Source organism: Agrilactobacillus composti DSM 18527 = JCM 14202, from assembly GCF_001436375.1.
GTDB lineage: Bacteria > Bacillota > Bacilli > Lactobacillales > Lactobacillaceae > Agrilactobacillus > Agrilactobacillus composti.
On sequence record NZ_AZGA01000077.1, the window covers coordinates 22,636 to 46,693 of the forward strand.

The window sequence follows — 24,058 nt, forward strand, 5'->3', positions numbered from 1 at the left end:
CCGTCTCCTTTTATTTTTGTAAAATAACTTGAGTCATCACTAAATTGGTAACATGAGAAATCGAAATCAAGGCCTGACCATCAAAGGGATGCTTGGTGATGATCGGCCGACCTGTATCTGGATCATTTAAAATCTCCACATCATGTAGTGCCACCTTACCTAGCCCACTGCCATATGCCTTTGAATAAGACTCTTTGGCTGAAAAACGACCGGCTAAATATTCATAGCGACGATGACCAGTTTCGGGTAGTTTCTGAAAATCTGCTAATTCTTTAGTCGTTAATACCTTGGCCGCAAATTCGGCATTGCTTTCTTGTGCGGCTTTAATCCGATCAATCTCTGCCAAATCCACACCGATTCCTATAATCAATTATGCCAACTCCAACCTAATATGATATGTTTTATTATACCACATTGGGCTTGAAAACCAGGTGAAAACAAGACAGCATACCAAAAAAACGAAGCCCCCACAGATCAAAAATCTGCAGGGACTTCGTTTTAAAATCTAACTAGGCATTGGTTCTAATCGTAAATTTACGGTTAGCGCGTTTGCCGTGACTTTCATGATTATGGTCACTATTGCTACGGTTAGACTTGCTATGGTTGCGATCACGATCACCGTATTTCTTATTGCCTTTGTTAAAGCCGGACTTGCCGCCGCCATGACGATAGTTGCTATGGCCATTGCGAGAAGAACTACGCTTGTGACTGCCTTTACGGTTAGGTAATGGCCGTTCAGGGGTAATCTTAACAGGCACATCTGTGGCATCTTTGCTGACCGTCTTCAGGTAAGCAGAAGCCAGTTGTAATGGCGTGAATTGTTCCAATAAATCCTCAGCAGTAGCTTCAAAGCGCTCTAAGTCGCCACCTTCAACGGCATCATTGATTTCTTCAACGGCCGTCTTCAACTGGCCCTTAAAGGCTTGTTGATCGGTTGGTGGAATTAATGGCTTCATGCGCTTCTTGGTCAATTGTTCGATGGTCTTTAAATAGCTCATCTCATTATTGGTCACAAAAGTCACAGACATCCCGGTCTTACCGGCACGGCCAGTTCTACCAATACGATGCACATAGCTGTCAGGATCTTGGGGAATATCATAGTTGTACACGTGAGTTACACCGGAAATATCTAAGCCCCGGGCAGCCACATCGGTAGCCACTAAAATATCCAAATCACCCTTTTTGAATTGGCGTAAAACAGCCATCCGTTTTTGTTGAGTCAAATCACCATGAATGCCTTCAGCCCGGTAACCCCGTGCTTGTAAGCCCTTGGCTAATTCGTCCACACGCCGTTTTGTCCGACCAAAAACCAATGCTAAGTCTGGATTTTGTACATCGAATAAACGGGTCATAATATCAAATTTTTCGAAATCTTTAGCCCGGACATAATACTGATCGATTAAATCAGAGGTTAATTCCTTAGACTTGATTTTGACAATTTCAGGATGATTCATAAATTTCTCGCTGATGCGCATAATTGGTGCGGGCATAGTAGCTGAGAATAAAAGCGTTTGATGGTCGTTAGGCACGTGGGTCAAGATCTTTTCGATATCTTCAATAAAGCCCATGTCTAACATTTCATCGGCTTCATCTAAAACTAAAGTCTTGATATGTTCGATCTTTAAAGCTTTACGGTTGATTAAATCCAAAAGTCGACCTGGTGTCCCAACGATAACTTGAGGCTTGTTGTTTTGGATACCGCGGATTTGACGTCTAATATCAGCGCCACCATAAACAACTTGCACTCTTGTCTTTTTAACTTGTCCTAAGCGGTAAAGTTCTTCTTGGGTTTGGATAGCCAATTCCCGTGTTGGGGAAATGATCAATGCTTGAATATCTTTTGAGGCCATATCCAAATCGTTTAAGATAGACAACCCAAATGCAGCCGTCTTCCCAGTCCCAGTTTGTGCCTGTCCAATAACATCTTTTCCAGCCATAACTAGCGGGATCGTTCCTGCTTGAATTGGGGTTGCTTCTTCAAACCCTGCTGACTGAACAGCTTCCAATAATGCGGGATCGAGATTAAGTTCCTCGAATTTCAAATAGTGTTCCTCCTTGAGTTTTGCCTAAACATCAATACAAAACACCGAACACACGCTTAATTGGAAGGGGTCGTTGTTTTGCAGTATAAATGTTCTCTTTCATAACGTAACTAGAATATCATAACAAATATTTTTAGGAATAGCAAATAACTAGATCAGGTGGGCCACAACATCTTCTAAATGAAGGCCATGACTAGCTTTTAATAAAATCATATCTTCAGGGGCCAGGCTAGCCTTGATATCTTCAATCATTAAATCCTTATCGGCTAAGGCATAGTAATGCAAACGCTCTACGGAATACTTACTTTGTAAAGCGTCATAAAGGGCGGCGATATCTTTGCCGTACAAGAAGACCTCTTGAATATCAGTCGGATCTAAGTCCTCTGCTAACTGGGCATGTAGCAATTGGCTTTGCTGGCCCAGTTCCAACATATCCCCTAAAACCACTTTGCGTTCCCCGATGGTGGGGATAGCTACAAAGTTTTTCAAAACCTCTTTGACCGCCGTGGGATTAGAATTATACACATCACTTAAAATATCGCAGCCATTAAAGCCTTTAAGCCACTCCGTACGTTCAGCGGTGACTTTAAAATTCTTCAAGGCCGTGATCATTTGGTTCACCGGTACATGGATTTGCTGGCCCACGGCAATCGCCGCCAAGGCATTGTTCACGTTATACCCCCCCATGAGGGGTAGGACAAACTTTTTATCTGGCCACTCGTTGGTCAAAAAACTGGTTTGGGTCTTTTCAGGCACCACGTCCATGGCAAACAAATCATCAGCTGCTGTTTGGCCAAAGGTCTTGGTGGCCAGTTCATCTGTGATCCGCTCCCGTAATAAGGGTTCGTCGCCATCATAAATCAACGTGCCATCTGCCTTAAGGCCATCCACAATTTCCATCTTGGCATCAGCAATTTTGTCCCTGGTCCCAAAAAACTCAATGTGGGCTTCACCGATCATGGTGATCACGGCAATGTCTGGCTCAGCGATGGTACTCATTTTATGCAGCTGGCCGGGCCGATCCATCCCCATCTCCAACACCAAATTTTCCGTATTAGTATCCATTCCTAAAATGGTATAAGGCACACCAATTTCATTGTTGTAATTGGCCACAGTTTTATGGGTGTTGCTTTGGGTCGCCAAAATAGCAGCGATCATGTCCTTTGTGGTGGTTTTCCCGTTGCTGCCGGTGACGGCAATGACGCGAGGATTGACCTTATGCAGATAATATTTGGCCAATTCAATAAAGGCCGTCTGGGTATCAGCCACTTCAATCGTGGGAAAATCAACCGGTTGATTGGCATGGCCCGCCTGCCAAAAACTGCCAACAGCGCCATTTTTAATGGCCGCATCAACAAAATCGTGGCCATCGCGCTGGGCAATCAATGGGACAAACAAACCACCACTTTGAAGTTGCCGAGTATCAAAAGTGACACTCGTTACGATCCTAGTCCCCCAAGCCCCTAAGTCTGTTTGACTATGGACGGCACTTGCAACCTCATTTAAGGTCATTTTCATGTTTATAAAACTCCTTATTCTCTAGAAATTTGCTTCAATATCCTTCTTGGTTTGATACCGTTCTAAGCCCAAGTTGATCAGTTCATCAATCAAGTCCTTATAACGCAAGCCCATCTCCTGCCACAAGTAAGGGTACATAGAATACTTGGTAAAGCCAGGCATGGTTTGAACTTCATTTAAATAAACTTCATTGCTGGTACTTAAGAAAAAGTCCACCCGTGCTAGGCCACTCCCCCCAATGGCGATGTAAGCCCGCTTCCCATAATCTTGAATCTGGGCTTTCACATCTGCATCCACTGGTGCAGGGATAATCAGCTTCGTGGTCCCATCCACAAACTTGGCATTGAAATCATAGAAGGTGCGATCCTTGCCAATCTCTCCAGGATTTGAAACATTAACGTCCTTGTTGCCTAAAATAGCTAATTCAATTTCCCGAGCATCAGGAACCCCTTGTTCAACGATGACCCGATCATCATATTTAAAGGCAAATTGAATGGCCTCTTTTAAAGCAGTCGTATCCTTTAATTGCTCAGCAGCAATCATGGAGATCCCAATACTGGAACCGGCATTGGCTGGCTTGACGAACAATGGTGGCAATAATGAGCCGGAAACTCGGTTTAAGATGCCCGTGGCATCAGCCACCCAGTCATTGTATAAAATACCTTCAAAGGGCACCTGGGGAATTCCTGCTTCTTGAAAGACAAGTTTGCTGATGATTTTATCCATACCAGTGGCTGAGGCCATAACGCCATCCCCCACGTAAGGGATATCCAACACATCTAAGAAGCCTTGGATCGTCCCATCTTCCCCATTGGTCCCGTGGAGCATTGGAAAGACAATGCTATTGTCTTTGTCAAAATCATAAGGATTAGCCAAAACCCCAGTAGATTGGCCGTCAGGATCTTGATAACTGGCTTTGTCAGCAGCGATCAAATGCAACTGTTTTTCCGATTGCAGGGGTTGTTTGAGCAAGGCGCCGGCAATAAAAGCACCCTTTTTTGTTATGTAAACTGGCACAACTTCATGAGTTTGATAGGAAATCTCGGAAACCAGGGAAAACGCACTTAAAATTGAAATATCATGTTCGGCACTTCGACCACCGTAAAGCAGATAAATTCGCATATTCTTATCTTTCTCCTTTAAAAATTAAGCTTGTAAGGTTACATTCCAATGCTGGGTCTCCCGGTTATACCGTAAGTGTCCCAGCAAAATGTCATCATCGGCTAACCAAGCGGCCTCCCCACCGCTAAAGCGATGCCGCAGTTGATACAACGGCACTTGAAAGAAGCCCCCATCCCGTTTGGCCGCCATAAAATTGAATAAAACCCCGTCGATCAGTAATTGATGCAGGGTTTGAATCGTCCCTTGGTCTAAAGGCACAAAATTCGTGGTGTTACGGCGGAACAAGAAATTCTGTTCAAAATGATGTTGTTCAAAACAACGGACAATGGCATTGGACAAGACCCGGTAGAAATCATCTAAATGCCGATAATAAGTCTTTACATTGCCATTTGGGACCTGCAAATAGACATAGCGATTGGCTAGTTTATAATAAAACGGGGACGACAAGTGGGTATAAGCATGTCCAAGATACAGCAATTCAGATACCTCTAAGGGGGTCACTTCATCTAGATAAAGTGTATGTTTATAATCGATCCATTTTTTACCGTGAATTTTTGGGTTCAACAAATAACCCAAGACGTTTTCACGACCGGAAATGACGTTAAAGCCGGTATGGGGATCAATCATTTCATCAGGATCAACCGGGGACAGTAACATCAGGTGCTCAGGCACGTGTTTAAAACTGTTCACAAAATCCCCCATACTAATGCCATAAGACAAAATCATATTGGTCACAGTTTCTAAGTGCACATATAAATAATTTTCAGACATGTTTTTCTAACTCCACTGGTAATGTTCAACACAAATCAACAATACTGAATAAATCCCACAATGTAAAGCTTAGTCAATCCATTTTACCACTTATGCCTATTAAAAATCAGCTAAAATTTACGAGTTCACGTCAAAAAAACACCAAAGCCCGGTGGGATACCGTAACTTTGGTGTGAATTTAAATTTCGTTGGCTTCGTCCATATAGTGTCTGGTCATGGGCAACCCCGTGCCGCTGGGGCCATTGGTGAGCAAATATTGAATCACATCAATGTTACCAGCTTCAAAAGATGCTGCCGCCCCTTGTAAATATAACGACCACATGCGACTAAACGGGACGCCGTATTTGGCGATCACTTGATCGATCACTGCCTGGTAGTTTTGATACCACAATTCCAAGGTGCGCTGATAATGCCGGCGTAAGGGTTCTAAATCATCGATCTGCAAGTGGGCATCCATAATATGTTGGATATTTTCCCCCACGTTTGGGATATAGCCCCCAGGGAAAATATACTTATTCAAGAACGGATCTACCCCCGCCCCCTCATGTTGGCCGGTGATACCGTGGATCAACGCCCGGCCGTTGGGTTTCAAGAGCTTTTGCACATCTTTGAAATACAAGCCAAGGTTTTCCTTACCCACATGTTCAAACATACCCACAGAGGTCACATAGTCGTATTGATCCTTGACTTCCCGATAGTCCGTCAATAATACCGTGACTTGGTCTTCCAAATGGTATTGTTTAATTTGGGCCTGGCAATAATCAAATTGTTCCTGGCTCAAGGTCACGCCAGTAGCCTTTAAGCCAAAATCTTTGGCGGCCATAAGGATCAACGTGCCCCAGCCACAGCCAATGTCTAATAAACTGGCCCCAGATTTGGGATAAAGTTTATGTAAAATGTGGCGGTCTTTGTTGATTTGAGCTTGTTCTAAGGTGTCCGTATCCTGTTTAAAATAAGCACAGGAATAGGTCATGGTTTTATCTAACCACAGCCGATAAAAATCATTACCGATGTCATAATGACTTTGTACGTCGGCTTTACTGGCTTTTTCAGAATGTGAGATTTTTGGCAGGTGCTTTAAAAATGAATTTTTCGTCAAAAAGCTGCCCGCTTGGCGATAGGCGGAGGCAATCAAAGCTTGAATACTGCCGGTGACCTCAATCACGCCTTGCATATAGGCTTCGGCCAAAACCAAAGTGGGTTTGTCTGTTAAACTCTTTAAAGGAATCTCTTGATTCATTTGAATGGTGACTGCCGCTTTTTGATCCGGTCCATAATGTTCAGTCTTGTTGTCCCAATAAGTCACGTCAACTGGTAGATCAAAGGCGCGGCTAAAGAGTTGGCGATAAACGGTTTTCTCGAGCATAAAAATCCCCCTCTTTATTAAAGTAAACAACTTATCTTACAATACTGGCCTTAAAAAGTGCAAGTTGAAGTCACAAAAAAATCGCGTTTCCAAGGCCCAATTTGCCCTTGAAACGCGATTAACGAGAAGATAAAAATTATTTAGCTTCTTCTTTGTTAGGGTTCGCATTTTTGTCTGCAAAACCATATTTCTTGTTGAAACGATCCACACGGCCATCGGCTTGTGTGAATTTCTGACGCCCAGTATAAAATGGGTGTGAATCAGAAGAAATTTCAACCCGGATCAATGGATATTCTTTACCTTCATAATCGACGGTTTCACTAGAATTTCTCGTAGAACCAGATACGAACTTATAGCCTGTTGCTGAATCTAAGAAAACAACGGGATGATAATCTGGATGAATGCCTTTTTTCATAATGTTTTCGCTCCTTTGCCCTAAATCATTTGCTGAAATAGAGATATAATATCCTTCATGCACATCATAGTATGATAGCATGGATTTAATTGAATAACAATGACTTTTTAAATATTTCCCAGGAATTGCTACTCGGGATCGTCGATGATTTTTACGTCAGCCCCTAAGGCCTGTAGCTTGTAGACCACCCGATCATACCCCCGCAAAATGTTCTCCACTTTGGAGATAGTGGTGGTGCCTTCAGCCATTAAGCCGGCAATCATCAAACAAGCCCCTGCCCGAATTTCATCGGCAGTTACTTCGGCACCCTGTAGGTGATTGACATGGTGCAAAATGATCACATCGTTTTCAATGCTGATATCCGCCCCCATGCGAATTAATTCCGGCACATGGCGGACCCGTTTAGGGTAAATGGTATCGATCACGATGCCATCGCCTTGGGCTTTTAATAATAACGGCGTAATAGGCTGTTGTAAATCTGTGGCAAAGCCAGGATAGGGCCCAGTTTTGATCTGGACAGCATGTAGTTCACCAGAAGGGTACACAAATATGCTATCCTCGCCCACTTCCATATTCACACCGATTTCTTCTAACTTGGCCAAATAAGAATCTAAATGCTCGCTGATAATATTCTTGATGTTGACCCCATCGCCACAAATCGCTGCCATGGCTAAATAAGTCCCCGCCTCGATGCGATCGGGAATGATGGTGTGGGGATTGCGGGCATACAAATGAGGCACGCCCTCAATCCGAATGGTGTCCGTTCCAGCGCCCCGGACTTTGGCCCCCATGTTATTCAGATAAGTTGCTAAATCAATAATTTCTGGCTCTTTGGCCGCATTTTCGATACTGGTTTGGCCATTGGCCGTGACGGCAGCTAAAATCAAGTTGATCGTCGCCCCTACTGAGACCATATCTAAGAAAATCCGGGCTCCATGCAGCCCTTCTTTAGGCGCGGTTATAAAAATAGCCCCATGTTCATTGCTCACTGAAGCCCCTAGGGACTCAAAACCCTTAATGTGCTGATCGATTGGTCGGGGCCCAATGTCATCACCGCCGGGCATGCCCACGATAGCATGGCCAAAACGGCCCAGTAAGGCCCCCATAAAGTAATAAGAAGCCCGCAAGCTTTTAATCTTACCGTTTGGCAACGGCTTAAATTTAATCTCAGTGGGATCTAAAACTAAGGTATTGGTATCTTCATCAAAATCCGAATGGACGTTCATTTCTTCCAAAATAGCCATTAAATTATAGACATCTTTGATATGGGGTACGCTATCTAAAGTGACCTTAGACTCGGAAAGAATTGCCGCTGGAATCAGCGCAACAGTACTGTTTTTGGCACCACCAATTACAACTTCACCCCGTAATTTATGGCCGCCGTGAATTATCATTTTTTTCATTTTATTTTTATTCCTTATATTAAAGATAAAATATTCATCAACGTGACACTGCTATATAAGTGTTTCTCAAGCAGTTGACACTACTTGTAATGATATAGAAAATGCGTCGGGATTACAAGGCAAGGTTTGTGATATTTCAATATTTTCAACAAAAAAGGATTAGACCAATCGTTGGCCTAATCCCTTTTTAATCTTTCAAATCTTGCTGATGACTATTAAACCAAAACGCAGGTTGCGTCGGTCTCATATTTCTCATCATAATTTTAACTTACCTTAAAAATTGTTAAAATCCTGTTTCAAATTCCTAGTTTAATCTTCAGCGGGTAAATCAGAAGCAGCCCCGATGAAGGCTTTGAATAAGCCTTCTGGCCGGTTTGGCCGAGATAAAAATTCAGGATGATACTGACTAGCCACGAAGAATTTGTTTTCAGGAATTTCCACAACTTCCACCAACCGGTTATCTGGTGATACCCCAGAGAATACCAGGCCTTTAGAAGCCAGTAAGTCACGGTACTTATTATTAAATTCATAACGATGACGATGGCGTTCTTGGATCACAGATTGGCCATCATAGGCATTAGCCGCAACACTGCCTGGTTTGAGCTTACAAGGATATAAGCCCAGCCGTTGCGTACCACCCATGTTTTCAACGTTTTCTTGATCAGCCATTAAATCAATCACGTTATCTTCAACATCTGGGTTGGTCTCCGTAGAGCCCGCATGGCGCAAACCTGCCACGTCTCTGGCAAATTCCACACAAGCCATTTGCATGCCTAAACAAATCCCTAAGAATGGCACATCATTTTCCCGAGCATACTTGATAGCTGAAATTTTACCTTCTAGTCCCCGGTTGCCAAAACCACCAGGCACCAAGATACCATCGGCATCCCCAAGTAATTCTGCAACGTTAGCTTCATTCACATCTTCAGCTTGAATCTTATTTAATTCGATATCTGTATCATAAAGATAGCCCGCGTGCTTCAAAGCTTCGGTAATGGAGATATAAGCGTCTTGTAATTCCACATACTTGCCCACTAACGTGATCTTAGTCTTATGATGCAAGTTTTGCGCTTTTTGTTCCAACGCCCGCCATTGGGTCATGTCTGCCTTAGGAGCATCGATATGCAAGTAATCGCAGACGATTTGATCCATGCCTTGTTCTTGTAAAGCCAATGGAATGGTATAAAGGGTCTTCACATCCCGAGATTCAATCACGGCTTCTGGGTCCACATCACAAAACAGGGCAATTTTATTGCGCAATTCTTGTGATACTGGTTTTTCCGTCCGTAAGACCAAAATGTTTGGTTGAATCCCCAAGCCCCGCAACTCTTTAACACTATGTTGGGTTGGTTTGGTTTTCATTTCCCCAGCTGCGTGTAAATAAGGCACTAACGTGGTGTGAATATATAACACGTTTTCCGCACCGACTTCTGACTTCATTTGCCGTAAAGCTTCTAAGAACGGTAAGGATTCAATATCCCCCACGGTTCCGCCAACTTCGGTGATAATGACATCGGAATCAGTCGTTGTGGCTGCCCGCATAATTTTTTCTTTGATCATATCTGTGATATGTGGAATAACTTGTACAGTGGCGCCCAAGTATTCACCATGACGTTCTTTTGCGATAACTTCAGAATAAATTTTACCAGTTGTGACATTAGAGTATTTGTTCAGATCATTATCAATAAAACGTTCATAATGTCCAAGATCAAGATCCGTCTCAGTGCCATCATCCGTTACAAACACTTCCCCGTGTTGGTAGGGATTCATAGTCCCAGGATCGACGTTGATGTATGGATCAAATTTTTGCATGGTTACCTTTAAACCGCGATTTTTCAACAAACGTCCAAGTGAAGCTGCTACAATTCCTTTACCTAGTGATGAAACAACACCGCCGGTTACAAAGATATACTTGGTCATATCAAAACTCCTTCATCGTTTTCTAAGGGGAATCTACAAAAAATAACAAAACAAGCTCCTTATTCAAAAAGAACAAGGAGCCTGCAAACCGAATTTGGCTTTACCGAAGTAAAGCGCCCAAAAAGTATAGTACCTGAATTGGATGGCATAGTCAAGCAAAAAAATCGAGCATTATATAACATGCCTTCTGCCCGCCTATTCCCTAAAAACCGGCCATTAAAAAAGTGGGCTTAGGCCCACAGGGAAATGCTTAAACTATTTTTGTTTGTCGTCTTCGGGTTCGTCATCGCCGAAGCCTTCATTTTCACCGTCATCATCAGCATCATCGTCGTCACTAAATTCAGACAACTGCCCTTCGATCCCATCGGGGAGCTCGTCGTCTTCATCATCATTAGCGTCATCGATATCATCTAAATCAGCGTTGAATGTATCTAAATCTTCATTGTCATCGTCGTCATCATCATCATCGTCGTCGAAATCGTCGTCTTCAGGGTCGTCATCATTATAATCGATGATGTCGTCATCATCGTCAACATCAGCTAGAAAAGCGTTAACTTTCTTACGCCGTTTGCGCCGGGGTGCGCCTTCATCATCTTCAGGATGATTGACTTCCTCATCCACAGAGTCATAAGGATACCATTCACGCAAGCCCCAAACATTCTCGCCTAAAGAAATAAAGCGGCCGTCAATATTCAAGTCAGTATAAAATGTCGATAACCGACTTCTAATTTCTACGTCACTTTTACCTAAATAGGTTTGAATCGCATTTACTAAATCAGCAAAGGCGACAGTTTCGCCTTTTTGTTCTAAAATAGCGTGCGCAACTTCAATCATAGAAAGTTCGGACTTTTCTTGCCCTTTAAAAATATCTAGATCCAACCAGTACACGTCCCTTCAACAGTCTACCCTTCATAGTAAACCCTCACGCGGTAAAAATCAACTGTAATTGATATTCCCCAATGGGTTCGTTGCCCGCAATCAATTGATATTCAATATAAAGCTCGCCAGAAACGGGCTGATTCTTCATTCTAAAGCGTAATTTAGGGGTAATGGTCTCCACTGGAATGATGCCATAAGGGGTTTGGTAACGTGCTACCATTTTATGCCCCAAACTGAAAAATAATTTCAAATTGATTCCATCTTGCTTGGATAAGCGGGATAACTGTACATCCCCGTTCGGCATGATTTTGATCATTACAGGTGTTCTGGCACCGGTATCAGGATCAATCTCTGCGTAACGGAAATATAAAGTCTCCCCAATTTGCACCAGTTGCCCAGGTTCATCAAACACATGTTGCATCGTTTCCCCGGCTTGGTGCACCTTAGTTTGTAAATGTATTTCAATTGGAATCGCACTTTTTAAATCCATCATCACGTCAATCCTTTCTAAAGCCTATTATATAGTGTTGTCAGGCATCTGAAAAGCCCACTAGAACATTCAACTAAAATTACGCTATAATAAATGATTGTATACACTGTCAGTATTGTGAGGAAAAAATATGGAAACGCTAATGCACCGTTACCAACAAAATCCCTTTGTAGTGGCTGATATTGATTATCAGCCTGGCGACAATTTAAATAGTTTTGCCGATACCAACGCCATGTTACGCTATAGCGATCAATTTAATCAACCGCTGATTCATTTTTGGCGTTTAACCGATACCATCATCTTGGGCATGATGGATACCAAGCTCCCTTATTTTAAAACAGCTTTGACCACTTTAGCAAAGAAAGACTACCATTATTTTGTCCGCAACTCCGGGGGCTTAGCTGTGGCCAGTGATGCCGGCATTTTAAATGTCTCCTTATTCTTACCCCAATTTAAAGATCAAGGCATTGATGTGGCTTATAACCAGATGGTCAAGTGGGTAAAAGACAGCTTTGCCAGCCCAGATTATCCCATTGAAGCCTATGAAATCACCCGTTCTTATTGTCCAGGGACGTTTGATTTAAGCATTCACGGTCAAAAATTTGGCGGCATTTCCCAACGCCGGGTAGCTGGTGGGGTGGCCGTGATGCTTTACCTCAGTGTCAATGGCGATCAAGATTATCGCAGTGGCGCTTTAAAAGCCTTTTATACCCAAGGCCTGCAAGGCACTCCCACCAAATGGCATTTTCCAGATATCGACCCCAACGTGATGGCCAACTTAGACAGCTTACTACAGCGGCCGCTAACCGTGGCGCAGGTAAAAAGCGCCTTGCTCACCAATTTTGAAGCCAATGGCTTGTTAAGTACCACCAAGCGGTTTGCCGACATTGCCCAGGAACCAGAATACCAACTCTACTTTGAACGGGCTCACCAGCAACTAGTTCAACGCAATCAACGAGATTTACCAAAATAGTAAGGAGGAAATATGACCTATCAAGCCAAACTCTTACCTCGGGAAAAAGTTTTCCGAGATCCAGTGCATAATTATATTCACGTGGAACACCAAGTCATTATGGATTTGATCGATACCCGGGAATTTCAACGCCTGCGCCGCATCAAGCAGCTGGGCACCAGCGCCTTTACTTTCCACGGAGCGGAGCACACCCGTTTCACCCATTCTTTAGGGGTTTATGAAATTGCCCGGCGGATCTGCGATGATTTCCAGCGTAATTATCCCAGTCAACACCCCGGTGATGGCCTTTGGGATGACAACGAGCGCCTAGTGGCTTTATGTGCCGCTTTACTCCACGACATTGGCCATGGCCCTTATTCCCACACCTTTGAGCGCATCTTTAATACCAACCATGAAGCTTGGACGGTGAAAATCATTACGTCACCGGCCACTGAAGTCAACCAAGTCCTACGGGCCATCGCCCCCGATTTCCCCGAAAAAGTCGCCAGCGTCATCCAAAAGACTTATCCCAATCCCCAAGTGGTGCAAATGATCTCCAGCCAAGTGGATGCAGATCGCATGGACTATTTATTACGGGATGCTTATAATACCGGTACTAAATACGGCCTGTTTGATGTGACCCGGATCCTGCGGGTCCTGCGGCCGTATCAAAATGGCATCGTGATCCAGGCCAATGGGATGCATGCCGTGGAAGATTATATCGTTTGTCGCTTTCAAATGTACCAGCAAGTTTACTTCCACCCGGTTTCCCGGGGGATGGAAGTGATTTTGACCCATTTATTGCAGCGGGCCAAAAAACTTTATGAAGACAAGGGCAGCCACCACATTCAGACCCCAACCTTGCTAGTGCCCTTTTTTGAGCAAAATTTCGGTATCGAAGATTACCTGCGTCTAGATGATGGCGTGTTGAACACCTATTTCACCTATTGGCGGGATAATGCCGATGATATTTTAAGGGATTTAGCCCGGCGCTTTCAAGACCGCAAGCCCTTCAAGTCCATTGAATATACCAAAGCCAGCGCCCCTAAGCTGGAAAAGATGATGGCCTTAGTGGAATCCGTGGGTTTTGACAAAAATTATTACACCGCGGTCAATGACAGCTTTGACCTCCCCTACGATGCTTATGACCCGGCTAATAACAATACGGGGATCAAACCCCAAATTGAGGTCCGGCAAATGGATGGGACGTTAAATGAATTATCCACCCTCAGCCCCATCGTCCATGCCCTATCAGAGCGCACCACTGGGGATCGGCGCTTTTACTTCCCTAGAGAAATGTTGCACCCCAAAGACCTACAAATTTTTGCCCCTATTTACCAAGAATTCCAAAGCCATGTTAAAAATGGCGCCTTGATTTAACCACTAGCCTCAGAAAGGATTTTATATGTCAAAAATCAAATTAGTCGCCATCGATATGGATGGGACCCTCTTAGATGATCATCAACAAATCACCCCGGAAAATATTGCGGCCATCCAAAAGGCTGACGCTGCTGGGGTTCAAATCGTGTTAGCTTCTGGCCGGCCCCTAGCTGGCTTGAAACAATACTTGACCCAACTGCAACTGTGGGAAGAAGACCACTACACCATCACCTTTAACGGCGCCTTGGTCCAAGAAAACGCCACTGACAAGACCATTCTCGAACACACCGTACCTTTAGAGACGTTTAAAACCTTTGCCAAATTAGCCCAAACATTGCATCTGCATATTCACGCAGAGGATAAAGATCGCATGTATACCCCTAACCGGGATATCAGCAAGTACACGGTTATCGAAAGTGCCTTGGTGGATCTGCCGCTACACTACCGCACCTTAGATGAGTTTTCGCCCGACACCCATTTTTCCAAAGTCATGATGATCGACGAGCCGGATTTGATCACTGCGGCTGAACCCAAGATCCCCGCGACGTTAAAAGAAGACTACTATATCGTCAAGTCCACCCCTTACTTCCTGGAAGTGATGAACCGCCAAGTCAGCAAGGGCAAAGCTTTAGATGAATTAGCTGCCTTCTTAGGCTTTAAACAATCCGAAGTCATGGCCATTGGTGATCAAGGCAATGATTTATCCATGGTGCAATACGCCGGGATGGGGGTGGCCATGGCCAATGCCATCGATGCCGTGAAAGCCAGCGCCACTATCCAGACCGCCTCTAATAATGACAGTGGCGTGGCCCAAGCTATCAATCAATACGTTTTATCATAACCGGCATGTGCTGACTTTCGTGGTCAGCACTTTTTTTAGCCAAAAAAACGCCGGCCTAAAGCCGACGCTGTCTTTAAGTTAGAAATTTTTTAAAGGCGGGAAAATGCCCCTGTAAACAAAAGCTCCCCAAGCTGATGAGGGCCACGGCGGCGCTGATCTGGCGCTTGATCGTGGGTTGGTAGGTCACTTGCAGACGGTGCACCTCAGCTTTTGGCAAGGTAATGGCCACCGTCCCCCGGTTGGAAATCAAAGGGGTCACCGGCGGCTTGCCGGTTGCCGTGCTGATTTTGGCCCCCACATAATATAAGATCGGCAAGTCCACTAAGGTATCGGGCTTAGCCGTCTTCACCGTAGTGGTAAAAGCCCTGGGGTCCGCTTTGATTTTAAAAGTCGTGGCGTGATCATTAATATAAAAGCGCCGAGCCCAAAGTTTTGGCAATTGATGTTTGGCCCTTTGCGGTAAGTAGTCATCCGTCCCCCCATCTTTATAATGTTGCAGCTGAAAAGTGGTTGCGGCCCGTGGCCCTAGGACCAGCTTGGTTTTATGTAAAACATCAGCATTGCTGCGGGCGAACAAGACTAAGATCAATAACAACAGGCTCAACATGGGCACTATTTTAGTGGGACTGTAGTTGCCAATCAATTGGGCTAAGACCACCGACCCCACCATGATCAAGAAGAAAGTGGCAAATAAGCTCAAGCGGTAGGGATATTGAATAATGGCCGCCGGCGTGTGAACCAAATAGCGCCAGGGAAACAATTTACTGGTGAGGATAAAGGCCCCAATGCCAAAACAAGCCCAGATGCCATAATTGACGCCATTATAGGTCAGCTTATCAAAGTTCGTCACGATCAACCCCAAGCCTACCGCTCCCAATAAACCGATGGTGTAGACATAAATACTATTGTTGATACTATTGCTGAGTAATTCGGCCGGGTCTTTTAAAATCGTCAATAAACCCCCGGTATAAATTGAATGGAGGGGTTGGGCCACACATTGCTCTAACAACGTGATCAATTGATAACTGCCAATCAAGATGCTCCAAATAAAAGCCTTGCACAAATTTACCCCTAAGTCTTTGGTCACTTGGCGCCAACCAAAGGCCAGGCGCAGTCCTAACAATAAAGCCACTAATAGCGCCGACAATAAATGGGCGTATAACATCAGGCTAAAACCAAACACCAGCCAGGTCCATTTGTCATAATCATGTTTTTGTAACATTAACTCAAACCCAATTAAAGCCAATGGCAAGGCTAAAAATACCACTAACTCCCCTAAGTCAAAGCGGGGGTAAGCCACATCAATGCGATAAATCGAAAAATTATAGCACACGCTAAAGATAAAAGCCGCCAAGCGGTTGGTGGTCAAAGCTAATGTACACCGGTAAGTGACCACCAAGGTTACGCAGGTTATGCCGATATAATAAAGGCCGATGGCGCTGGCCCAATGGCCCAAAACATACTTTAATAAAACAATGGGTAATGCCGTGGTGACATAAGGGTAGAAAAGATTCATGGCCGTGCCCACACTGTGAAAGGCCATGAAATCATAACCTGGTAAGAACTGCCCGCTCCCCAAGCTTTGGGCTAAGCTATAAATCCGGGATAGATGAAATAAACTATCATCCCCCGCTGCCACCACATTAGGATTACCCATGATCGGCCAAGCAAAAATAATGGCTAGCAGGATAAAGCTGATATTAATGATCAGCCGTTGATACCTTAAAAATAGACGTTCAAATTTCCCAGTTGCTCCCAAGACACTGACCCCCATCACTGAATTTAACAACACGTGTTCTCTTAAAAGTATACCGTGTGTGGTCGGGAACATCAAATCACGCCTAATAAAAAAAGCCCAAGTGACCTGAAAAATCAGTTCACTCGGACTAGGGTTTATTTAAGAGAGTTCCTTAAGCCATTGCTTAACGGCCCATTTATGAGTGGGCCGTTTTAATGCTTGAATACCTTGGGGAATGGGCAACCAAATTAAATTGTTAAAGTCTTCCAAGGGGTCTTTGACCTTTTCATAGGCTTCGGCAATATAAAAATAACCCGGGGTGTAGAAAGCTTGCTGGCGAAAATGGGAATAAAAATATTCCCCGGCCCGACCTAAATAGCGGACGTTACTGACTTTAAAGCCAGCTTCTTCCAGTAATTCCCGCTGTAAGGTCTCGGCTTGATCTTCGCCGGCTTCCATACCCCCGCCTGGGAGTAACAAAGCCCCATTGGGCGCGGTGACCAGTAACATGCGATAATGTTGGGCATCTGGGATAATGATATAAGCCCCGGTACGGGTCTTATAGTCCAGCTGTTGATCCTTTTGACCAAAAACGGCTTCATCAATTGCACTTGGTTGTTTCGCACTTGCCATTATAGTTCCCCTCCAGTGTCAGGCCTTAAGCTTTGGTGCTGGCTTTTTCTTTCTTCATTTCATTACTGCGTAATTGGCCACAAGCTGCGTCAATATCAGTGCCGTGTTCTTTACGGACCACACAATTGATGCCACCTTGCATCAAGGTATTGTAGAACTTGCTAATTGACGTTTTGCTGCTGCGGCTATATTGGGGATGTTCCGTGACCGGATTATAAGGGATCAGATTCACATAGGCCAATTGTTTCAAAGGCTTTAAGAGTTCAACTAATTCCTTAGCTTCCTTCACATGATCATTGACATCATTTAACATGATGTATTCAAACGTCACCCGCCGGTTAGTGGTATCGATGTAATAGTGAATGGCATCAAATAGTTTTTCCAACGGCCAAGAACGGTTGATACGCATAATGCGACTGCGCAGTTCATTGTTAGGGGCATGTAAAGAGATTGCCAAGTTAACTTGAGTTTGCCGGTCGGCAAATTCCCGGATCTTGTTAGCCAACCCTGAGGTGGACACGGTAATATGCCGAGCCCCAATGGCTAAACCAGATTGGTCTTTGATGATATCAATGAAATTCATCACGTTGTCAAAGTTATCAAAAGGTTCGCCAATGCCCATGACGACCACGTGACCCACCCGTTCGTCTTGACCTTGGTCATCTAAATAGTGTTGGACTTGCATGATTTGCGCTACGATTTCACCGGCTGTTAAATCCCGTTGTTTCTTGATGAGGCCGCTGGCACAAAAAGTACAGCCAATGTTACAGCCAACTTGGGAGGTGACACAAACTGATAAGCCATATTCCATATACATTAAAACTGTTTCAATCATTAAGCCGTCTTCTAAACGGAATAAATATTTGGTAGTGCCATCACTCGCCCGTTGGGTCACAACTGGTTGCAGTGGGCTGAAAGTGAAGTTGTCAGTTAAGACCGTTAACAAGTCAGCTGGTAAGTTATGCATGTCGTTAAAAGCTTGCACATGCTTTTGATAAAGCCATTCCCAAACCTGTTTGGCCCGGAATTTCTTTTGGCCGTGTGTTAACAACCAGTCCGTCAATTGGGGAAATGTTAAATCATAAATTGATGCTTTCAAATAATTTGCCTCCGTTATGGGTTCCATTAAAAATCTACTGTTATTCTAATTGTCTACTATAAATGATATTCCCGGAACTTACAATAAGGGATTTCAAGTAATTAACCCGCAAAAACTTGGGTGAACGACGGCAGACACGTATAATAAAGTTAGGCCTTAGCGTTATTTGGGATAACTTATTGAGGAGGGAAAACAGATGCTCAAAGAATTCAAAGCCTTTATTTTGCGGGGGAACGTGGTTGATTTAGCAGTAGCGGTTATTATTGGGGCTGCGTTTAATCAAATCGTCTCTTCCTTGACTAAAAACCTGATCAACCCCTTATTGGGTCTGTTCGTGGGTAAAATCAATTTTTCATACTTAGTCTTTAGTATCGGGCCGGCCAAGTTTAAAGTGGGGAACTTCATCAACGATATCATTAACTTTCTGATCATAGCCTTTGTCATTTTCTTATTGGTCAAGGGCTTGAACAAGCTCAACAGCTTAGCCGCTAAACCAGAAACCGAAGCTGAAGCCAAACCAGAACCTACGCCTGAAGAAAGCTACTTAAAAGAAATTCGGGACTTATTAAAGGCCCAGCAAAAACAAGATTGATGTTAAAACAAAGCGGTGCTATCCGACAGGTAAATGTCAGAGAGCACCGCTATTTTTATGATTTCTTCGATTTGTTCTTATTTCTTCTTCGGGGTTGGGTGATGGCGCGCTTGATCACATCGAAAAAGCTCAAGGAGCGGACAATATGATCGGCGGGAATATGTTTTCTAATTTCCCGCAATACGCGTTTGGGATCCTTAGACGCAAAGGTATAAGTGCCATTGCGTTTGGTTTGAATGGCATACCTGGGGATCCATTTACCCTTTAAAATAATCGAGACAATCACATAATTCATTTCGTTCCAGGGAATTTGGACAAAGCGGGAGGCATCCCGGTCATTGAAAAACTCAAACCCCTTGTCCCCAATCATGATTTTCCCATAATCGGGCAAACCTAGATAGGCAGTGGCATTCACCACTAAATCGGCCTTGGTGTTAATTGACTGGACCATTGTTTGTGTGCCCCCATCCTTTTTGTAATACCCTTATTATACGGCTTTTCAGGCCTTGAATAAAGGTCATGAAAATCATTTTGTTTTAAAAAAGCCTAGGCGTTCGCCTAGGCTTTAAAATCAGTTGTTACATTAAGCCGATGACGTGGAATACAACACCGACAACGAATAACCCTAAAATAATAACGATTGGTGATACTTTACGTTTCAAGAGCCACATACAGAAGAATGTCAGCAATAGGCCAGCTAAACCTGGAATCAATAGATCCAAGTTATCTTGTAATGTGGTGACCTTGTCAGCTGTCAAATAACGACCAGCCGCTTGTTGAATCAAGGCCTCTTTGACCCCCGCAAAGCCCTTTGGCAATTTGGCCCAGTCGATAAAGGCCCCCTTGTCTAGCTTAACGGTGGAGACAACCGGTGTGAACTTCACTGCGACCCACCGGTTGACCAAGGATCCCAGGATGAACATACCTAATATGGATGCGCCCTTGGTGATATCTTGTAATAAGCCCCCGGATAAATCTTCGGTGATTTTAGAACCGGCTTGATAGCCAAATTCCTGCGTATACCACATGAAGGCCATCCGAATGATGTTCCATAAAACGAAGTACAAAATTGGGCCTAAGATGTTACCACTCATGGCAATAGATGCTGCCAAGGCCCCAATGATAGGTTTGATAGTGAACCAGAATACTGGATCCCCAATACCGGCCAAAGGACCCATCATCCCGACCTTAACCCCTTGAATTGCAACGTCATCGATTGGTGCGCCATTTGCTCTTTCTTCTTCAAGGGCTAAAGTTACACCTAGGATAGGTGAAGCCAAGTAAGGATGGGTGTTAAAGAATTCCAAGTGCCGCGTTAAGGCAGCTGAGCGGTCTTCTTTAGTTTTGTATAACTTCTTGATGGCTGGGATCATGCTATAACACCAACCACCATTTTGCATACGTTCGTAGTTCCATGAACCTTGGATAAAGGTTGAACGCCACCATACATGGAGACGATCACGCTTTGATAATTTAATTTCGTTTGCCATCTTTATTCGCCTCCTTTTTAATAATCATCTATGATGTCGCCAACTGGATCACCAGTGTTAGTTGTACTACCACCTTCACCGTCGCTGGAGCCACCAGATTTAGACAAGGCCAAGTAAATTAATGCAAGGGCCAAACCAATGGCACCTAACCCGATCAAAGTAATTTCTTTGACAGTAGCTAGGACAAAACCAATGGCGAAGAATGGCCAAACTTCTCGCGTAGCCATCATGTTGATAACCATGGCGTACCCAACGGCTACAACCATGCCCCCACCAACGGCTAACCCATCAGTCAACCAAGTCGGCATAGCAGTCAACATACCTCTTACAGAGCCAGCACCGATGATTAAGATCATGGCAGCTGGAATGGCGATCCGTAATCCTTGCATCCCGATAGCTAACATTTGCCAGAGATCAATTTTACCAAAGTTACCTTCTTTAGCTGCCGCGTCCATCAAATGGACAAAGGCAGTGGCGATTGTCCGAGCCAAGATAGTCAATAACAAGCCGGCAACGGCCAGGGGAACGGCGATGGCGATGGCGCTGGTAACGCCAGCCTTGCCTTGGCCCCCAAGAACCAAAATAATTGCAGATGCCACTGATGCTAAGGCCGCATCAGGCGCAACAGCGGCGCCAATGTTTGCCCAACCTAAGGCGATCATTTGTAAAGTCCCACCTAAGATGACGCAGGGTACTAAATTCCCGGTTACTAAGCCGATTAAGGTACACGCAATAACTGGTTGGTGGAAATGGAATTCATCCAAAATACCTTCCATACCAGCGAGGAATGCAACCAAAACGACTAATATCATTTGAATAATATTTAAATTCATGATTATTAATCCTCCATTTTCTCCCGATAATCAAGATTATCCTTGTTTGTTCAACTCATCTTGTGCCTTCTTCAAAATTTCATCCATGTTGCCATGGGCATCGGTTGGCACTTTACGAACGTCAAAGGTAACGCCTTTTGCTTTTAATTTCGCAAAAGTATCGATGTCATTTTGGTCAAAGGCCAAAACCTTGTTTGGTTGAACCTTACCAGTTGAATGGGCCATAGAACCAATGTTGAGTTCCTTCAATGGCACGCCACCCTCAATGGCCCGTAAGGCATCTTGAGGGGTTTCGAATAAGAGCAATGCTTTTTGGCCACCCATGTGCTGGTCGTCTTTGGCGATTTTGATCATTTGATCAATCGGTACGACGTGGGCTTTAACACCTGGAGGGGCGGCCTGTGTGATCAATTTCTTACGCAACTCATCTTTGGCAACATTGTCTGAAACAACAATGATCCGAGTTGGTTGTGTTGATTTGGTCCAAGCTGTCGCAACTTGGCCATGAAGCAAACGTGAGTCTACCCGGGCTAAGACATAAGACATCTTCCCAGGTTGGCCCCCAGTCAAAGCACTTGGTGCTGCAGCTGCAGCAGCTGGTTGCGCTGCTCCGGCTGCTGGTTCTAGAGATTCTGGTTTGATTTTGACCCCATCTCGACCAGCCTCAACGATATGCGCCGCAATTTCTTGCGCGGAGTTCATTGTCAAACGAGACCCATATGCTTCAATCAGCATTGGTAAATTCAGTCCCGTTACAATGGCCCATTTGTCTTGATGTGCTTCAAACAGGCCATTGGATTGGTTAAATGGTGAGCCACCCCAAAGATCGATTAAAAATAGAACTTCGTCTTCAGGATCAAACTTAGCGATGGCAGCTTCCAGATGAGCTTTTAAAGCATCCGGGCCTTCATTTGGCATAAAAGTTACGGTTTCAACTTTTTCTTGTTCGCCAAAAATCATTTCCCCAGATTGCTTAATGCCCTCTGCAAACTTGCCGTGACTAGCAAGAATGATTCCAACCATTTGGATCGCCTCCTAAAAATAAAATAAGATTATAGTGAATTCCCCAACGATAAGTGTTGTGACGCCAGTAATTAAAGCAAGTAATAATTGCGAGGCACTGAAATATAGATTTAAGGATATCACCATATTGATTATTACTCATAAACCCCTTTCATTGCAAGTATTTTACATTGTGAAATTAATATTTTCATCGTAGGGTATGTACCAATTGGATTTTCATGAATATTTTCATAAATTATGAGTCTAAAATGCGTTGATACACAGAAAAACAACTGTTATATATTTGAAAATAGAAATTTTGATTGCTTTCGTCTGACTTACGTTTGGAATTCAAATGCGGCTTGTGACCCCCTACACCAGCTGTCAGCAAGCCATATTGCCTCTGCTTTTGCTTGGTTTTCCTCATCGAAACTGGCATGTATTATCTAGAGTATATTTTAAGATTACTCTAGTTATTTATTTAAATAAAAAAATACAATCCACACAAGCACTGGATTGTATAATAGCTATTATTTAATTTTTGAAATACTCAATGTAAAAGTATCTTTTAGTTACGTTTACTCTTGAATCTAGTTTGGAACAGTGGGCTAACTGGTTCATTTCGGTAAACATGCTGAATCGCCGTGGCCATTAATTCACCCACAGAAATTTGGACCATTTTTTCAATTATTTTATCTTCAGGGAGCTGAATCGTATCGGTAACGATCAATTTTGAGATAGCTGAGTCAGTGATCCGTTTGATCGCTGGGCCAGATAAAATAGGATGGGTACAGCTGGCATAAACTTCAGTTGCCCCAGCATCTTTTAAGGCTTGGGCAGCCAAGGTGATCGTGCCAGCGGTATCGATCATGTCATCGATGATGATACAGCGTTTGCCATCCACATGGCCGATGATATTCATGATTTCAGCCACATTGGCCTTGGGCCGACGTTTGTCAATGATTGCCAAGGGCGTCTTCAAAAACTTGGCCAACTGCCGGGCCCGAGTGACCCCACCGTGATCTGGAGAAACCACCACAGCGTCTTTTTCCAGATTATTTTTCAAGAAATAATCCGCAATTAATGGGGCGCCCATTAAATGATCCACGGGAATATCAAAGAAACCTTGGATTTGAGGTGCGTGTAAATCAATGGTCAATACCCGGTCAGCCCCGGCTCTTTGCATCATATTCGCTACTAATTTAGCCGTGATGGGTTCTCTTGGCTTAGATTTACGGTCTTGACGGGCATAGCCATAATAAGGAATGACCAGATTAACCGTATGAGCTGAAGCACGCCGCAAAGCATCGATCATGATCAATAATTCCATGAGATTATCATTAACGGGTTGAGACGTGGATTGAATCAAGTAGACATCACAGCCCCGAATACTTTCATCGATGTTGATTTGAATTTCCCCATCGCTAAAGCGGTTGACTGAGGATTTCCCCAAAGGGACCCCAACGGCTTCGGCAATTCTTTGTGCTAAGGGATGATTTGAGTTTAATGCAAAAAGCTTCAGTTCATGTGGGTTGATTTGTTCAGTTGTCATATTAGCCTCCATTGATTTAT

General features: G+C 44.0%; 23 protein-coding genes. 4 read left to right on the forward strand and 19 right to left on the reverse strand.

Annotated elements, in window-relative coordinates:
* Positions 1-10: 10 nt before the first annotated feature.
* The 11 genes from acpS to FC83_RS12645 all read right to left on the reverse strand — a co-directional run bounded on the left by acpS (position 11) and on the right by FC83_RS12645 (position 11,926).
* The gene (gene acpS / locus FC83_RS12595) at positions 11-370 is read right to left on the reverse strand and encodes a holo-ACP synthase (RefSeq protein ID WP_057002840.1); all 360 of its coding nucleotides are present in this window, start codon (positions 368-370) and stop codon (positions 11-13) included.
* 139 nt (positions 371-509) lie between these two features.
* Positions 510-2,042, reverse strand: a complete 1,533-nt coding sequence (cshA, locus tag FC83_RS12600) for a degradosome RNA helicase CshA (RefSeq protein ID WP_035452042.1) — start codon at positions 2,040-2,042, stop codon at positions 510-512.
* 150 nt (positions 2,043-2,192) lie between these two features.
* Positions 2,193-3,560: a UDP-N-acetylmuramoyl-tripeptide--D-alanyl-D-alanine ligase gene (locus FC83_RS12605; RefSeq protein WP_035452039.1), complete on the reverse strand. Its 1,368-nt coding sequence runs from the start codon at positions 3,558-3,560 to the stop codon at positions 2,193-2,195.
* A gap of 21 nt (positions 3,561-3,581) precedes the next feature.
* The gene (locus FC83_RS12610; RefSeq protein WP_035452036.1) at positions 3,582-4,682 is read right to left on the reverse strand and encodes a D-alanine--D-alanine ligase family protein; all 1,101 of its coding nucleotides are present in this window, start codon (positions 4,680-4,682) and stop codon (positions 3,582-3,584) included.
* Positions 4,683-4,706: 24 nt separating this feature from the next.
* Complete coding sequence (locus FC83_RS12615) at positions 4,707-5,453, reverse strand: hypothetical protein (RefSeq protein ID WP_052004562.1); 747 nt, start codon at positions 5,451-5,453, stop codon at positions 4,707-4,709.
* A gap of 178 nt (positions 5,454-5,631) precedes the next feature.
* Complete coding sequence (locus FC83_RS12620; RefSeq protein ID WP_057002841.1) at positions 5,632-6,819, reverse strand: SAM-dependent methyltransferase; 1,188 nt, start codon at positions 6,817-6,819, stop codon at positions 5,632-5,634.
* Positions 6,820-6,955: 136 nt separating this feature from the next.
* Positions 6,956-7,234, reverse strand: a complete 279-nt coding sequence (locus FC83_RS12625) for a type B 50S ribosomal protein L31 (RefSeq protein ID WP_035452033.1) — start codon at positions 7,232-7,234, stop codon at positions 6,956-6,958.
* Between the two features lie 128 nt (positions 7,235-7,362).
* Positions 7,363-8,637, reverse strand: a complete 1,275-nt coding sequence (locus tag FC83_RS12630; protein ID WP_035452030.1) for a UDP-N-acetylglucosamine 1-carboxyvinyltransferase — start codon at positions 8,635-8,637, stop codon at positions 7,363-7,365.
* Positions 8,638-8,946: 309 nt separating this feature from the next.
* Entirely contained in the window at positions 8,947-10,557 is a 1,611-nt protein-coding gene (locus FC83_RS12635; RefSeq protein ID WP_035452027.1) for a CTP synthase, read from the reverse strand.
* 255 nt (positions 10,558-10,812) lie between these two features.
* Complete coding sequence (rpoE, locus tag FC83_RS12640; RefSeq protein ID WP_035452024.1) at positions 10,813-11,436, reverse strand: DNA-directed RNA polymerase subunit delta; 624 nt, start codon at positions 11,434-11,436, stop codon at positions 10,813-10,815.
* 43 nt (positions 11,437-11,479) lie between these two features.
* Positions 11,480-11,926, reverse strand: a complete 447-nt coding sequence (locus FC83_RS12645) for a YwiB family protein (RefSeq protein ID WP_035452102.1) — start codon at positions 11,924-11,926, stop codon at positions 11,480-11,482.
* A 130-nt stretch (positions 11,927-12,056) separates the two neighbouring features.
* Between FC83_RS12645 and FC83_RS12650 the strand changes: the two genes are divergently transcribed.
* From FC83_RS12650 to yidA, 3 genes are read left to right on the forward strand one after another with little or no spacing between them, the layout of a single operon-like run.
* A complete protein-coding gene (locus FC83_RS12650; RefSeq protein WP_052004561.1) occupies positions 12,057-12,899 on the forward strand; it encodes a lipoate--protein ligase family protein in 843 nt (280 codons plus the stop codon).
* Positions 12,900-12,911: 12 nt separating this feature from the next.
* Positions 12,912-14,258, forward strand: a complete 1,347-nt coding sequence (locus FC83_RS12655) for an HD domain-containing protein (protein ID WP_057002842.1) — start codon at positions 12,912-12,914, stop codon at positions 14,256-14,258.
* 25 nt (positions 14,259-14,283) lie between these two features.
* A complete protein-coding gene (gene yidA / locus FC83_RS12660) occupies positions 14,284-15,099 on the forward strand; it encodes a sugar-phosphatase (protein ID WP_035452022.1) in 816 nt (271 codons plus the stop codon).
* A 73-nt stretch (positions 15,100-15,172) separates the two neighbouring features.
* Here yidA and FC83_RS12665 read toward each other — a convergent pair whose 3' ends face one another.
* From FC83_RS12665 to rlmN, 3 genes are all read right to left on the reverse strand, one after another.
* On the reverse strand, positions 15,173-16,930 hold the full coding sequence (locus FC83_RS12665) for a hypothetical protein (protein ID WP_156405603.1): 1,758 nt from the start codon (positions 16,928-16,930) through the stop codon (positions 15,173-15,175).
* Positions 16,931-16,996: 66 nt separating this feature from the next.
* Positions 16,997-17,470, reverse strand: coding sequence for an NUDIX hydrolase (locus tag FC83_RS12670; protein WP_420805632.1), 474 nt, complete (start codon positions 17,468-17,470; stop codon positions 16,997-16,999).
* 25 nt (positions 17,471-17,495) lie between these two features.
* Entirely contained in the window at positions 17,496-18,596 is a 1,101-nt protein-coding gene (gene rlmN / locus FC83_RS12675; protein WP_035452016.1) for a dual-specificity RNA methyltransferase RlmN, read from the reverse strand.
* Between the two features lie 169 nt (positions 18,597-18,765).
* Between rlmN and mscL the strand changes: the two genes are divergently transcribed.
* A complete protein-coding gene (mscL, locus tag FC83_RS12680; protein ID WP_035452014.1) occupies positions 18,766-19,161 on the forward strand; it encodes a large-conductance mechanosensitive channel protein MscL in 396 nt (131 codons plus the stop codon).
* A 55-nt stretch (positions 19,162-19,216) separates the two neighbouring features.
* Here mscL and FC83_RS12685 read toward each other — a convergent pair whose 3' ends face one another.
* The 5 genes from FC83_RS12685 to FC83_RS12705 all read right to left on the reverse strand — a co-directional run bounded on the left by FC83_RS12685 (position 19,217) and on the right by FC83_RS12705 (position 24,038).
* Positions 19,217-19,612: a DUF956 family protein gene (locus FC83_RS12685; RefSeq protein ID WP_035452012.1), complete on the reverse strand. Its 396-nt coding sequence runs from the start codon at positions 19,610-19,612 to the stop codon at positions 19,217-19,219.
* 127 nt (positions 19,613-19,739) lie between these two features.
* On the reverse strand, positions 19,740-20,651 hold the full coding sequence (locus FC83_RS12690; protein ID WP_035452010.1) for a PTS system mannose/fructose/sorbose family transporter subunit IID: 912 nt from the start codon (positions 20,649-20,651) through the stop codon (positions 19,740-19,742).
* 17 nt (positions 20,652-20,668) lie between these two features.
* Positions 20,669-21,484 carry a PTS mannose/fructose/sorbose transporter subunit IIC gene (locus tag FC83_RS12695; protein ID WP_057002844.1) on the reverse strand — a complete coding sequence of 272 codons (816 nt, stop codon included), beginning with the start codon at positions 21,482-21,484 and terminating at the stop codon, positions 20,669-20,671.
* Between the two features lie 36 nt (positions 21,485-21,520).
* Complete coding sequence (locus FC83_RS12700) at positions 21,521-22,507, reverse strand: mannose/fructose/sorbose PTS transporter subunit IIA (protein WP_057002845.1); 987 nt, start codon at positions 22,505-22,507, stop codon at positions 21,521-21,523.
* Between the two features lie 547 nt (positions 22,508-23,054).
* Positions 23,055-24,038, reverse strand: a complete 984-nt coding sequence (locus FC83_RS12705; RefSeq protein ID WP_057002846.1) for a ribose-phosphate diphosphokinase — start codon at positions 24,036-24,038, stop codon at positions 23,055-23,057.
* Positions 24,039-24,058 lie beyond the last annotated feature (20 nt).